The 2,016-nt window shown below is 72.8% G+C and carries 1 protein-coding gene; it reads right to left on the bottom strand.

What is annotated here, in order from left to right; translation table 11 throughout:
* Window positions 1–70 precede the first annotated feature (70 nt).
* Window positions 71–1,960 carry a DUF87 domain-containing protein gene (locus AB0M20_RS40435; protein ID WP_364306474.1) on the bottom strand — a complete coding sequence of 630 codons (1,890 nt, stop codon included), beginning with the start codon at window positions 1,958–1,960 and terminating at the stop codon, window positions 71–73.
* Window positions 1,961–2,016: the final 56 nt, after the last annotated feature.

Here is a 2,016-nt window from a genome sequence, read left to right as displayed (position 1 = left end):
GACAGCGCCGGTGACAGCGCCGGTGACAGCGCCGGAGATGGTGATGCGAGCGCCGGCGGCAGGGGTGCTGTCATAGGTCGTCTCCCTCGCTTGAGTCGTACAGCTCAGCCGGTGTGGTGGTGGCCAATCGGTGTTCGGCGGGGGAGGCGATGGACTCGAACGCGGTCCGTTTCGTCCCGGCGACCAGCAGGCCGTGCCCGACGGGGGCGGTGAGCAGCATGCGGCGTTCCCCGGCGGTCAGCCCGAACGCGGCGGCAACCTCATCGATGGCCTGCGGGGCCTGCTTGAGCAGGATCTGGGTGGCGGCGTTCGCGACGACGGCCTGGCCGAGGTCGGTGCCGAGCACGTCGGCAACGTCCTGGGTGATCACCGTCAGGCCGGCGTTGCGTTTCCGCCCGGCTTTCGACATGCGGAACAGGAATCGGGCGCCTTCGCCGTCGCGCAGCAGCAGCCACGCCTCGTCCACCACCACCATCCGGCGCACACCCGCACCGGTAACCGCGACGCCGGTCGCGTCGGCACTGGTGGCGCCGGTGCTGGTGGTGGGTGTTTCGACGCTGGTGGTGGCGGCGCCGGGGGTGTCGACGGTGCGCCAGATCGCGTCCAGGGTGAGCAGGGTGCCGACGGTGCGCAGCTCGTCGCTCAGGTGCCGCAGCGACCAGACGACCAGGTGCCCGTCGGGGCGGGTGGTGGTCGGTGAGTTGAAAAGGTCGGCGAAGGAGCCGTGTACCCATGGCGCGAGCCGCGCCGCGAGCTGCCGGGCCGCGTCATCGTCGTCGGCGTGCAACACCGCTGTCAGGTCTTTCAGCAGTGGGGCGGGCCGGTGGTGGGTGGCCGGGTCCGCGGTGATCCCGGCCTGCCGGTAGACGGCGAGGATGGCCCGGTCGAGGGCGGCGCGTTCGCCCGGCGAAGGGGCCTGCCCCAGCAGAACCGCGGTGAGGGTGTGCAGGAACAGGCCGCGGCGGGTGAGTACGTCGGGGCGGGTGTCACCGGTCGGCAGGTCGAAAGGGTTGATCTTCACACCGGGGGCGCCGAGCCGGACGATCGTGCCGCCGACGGCGTCGGCGAGCCGCCCGTATTCGTCCTCCGGGTCGACGACCGCGACCTGTACGCCCTGGTACAGCTGGCGCAGGATGTCGAGTTTGACCAGATAGGACTTCCCGGCGCCGGAGCGGGCCAGCACGACCGTGTTGTGGTTCTCCTGCGCCCACCGGTCCCACCAGACGATGCCTTGGGAGTCGGGGTTGATCCCGTAGAGGACGCCGCCGGAGGCGGGCGGGTCGCCGGGCAGCGGGGCGGGCAGATCCGCCGACGCAAGCGGGAAGGCGGCGGCCAGGGCGTGGGTGTCCATGGTGCGGCGCATCTGCAGGCTGTCGGACGCTAGGGGCAGGGTGCTGGTCCAGCCGGGCAGGTGCCGCCACGTCGCGGGCTGGACCTCGATGAGGGTGGATGCGGCGGCGGCCTTCACCTGCGCGCAGGCCCGCACGAGTTCGTCTTCGGTGCGGGCGTGCACGGTCAGGTACAGGCCGACGCGGAACAGCCTCGCGGTGCCGCGGGCCAGCTGGTTGGCCAGATCGGCGGCGTCATCGGCGGCGGCCTCGGTCTGCGGGTCGGTCAGCTTCCCGTGACGCAGGTCTGCGCGGCGGCTGGATTCGAACCGGGCCCGCTGGGTGCGCAGCCGGGCGGCGGCGACGGGGGCGGGTAGCGGGTCGATGTGCAGGGCCAGGTCGAGCCGGCCCGGCCAGGACAGCAAGGGTTCGAGCCAGGCCAGGCCGACCTCGGCGGGGTAACCGGTGACCACCAGGGTGGCCGTGAAGCCGTCCCCGACCCGCAGGAACCGCGGGGTGACCTCCACAGAGGCCGGGGCGGCGGTGGCCGCCAGCGACGAGCCCGGACGGCCACCACCGGGCTCGAGCCGCCTGGCACGGGAGCGGGTGCGGGTGCGGGTGAACGTTTTCATGGGTGTCGCCTCCAGGAGGGGGTGGCCGGGGTGGGGCCGGTGATGACGGTGTCGGG

Origin of the sequence: Actinoplanes sp. NPDC051633 (genome assembly GCF_040681735.1) — a bacterium.
Taxonomy (GTDB): domain Bacteria; phylum Actinomycetota; class Actinomycetes; order Mycobacteriales; family Micromonosporaceae; genus Actinoplanes.
Note: the sequence above shows the minus strand (reverse complement) of the source record. Positions and strands in the feature narration are given on the sequence as shown.

What these genes read in the sequence shown, in the direction of transcription:
- AB0M20_RS40435 (WP_364306474.1), bottom strand. Translation starts at nt 1,960, where the DNA reads ATGAAAACGTTCACCCGCACCCGCACCCGCTCCCGTGCCAGGCGGCTC.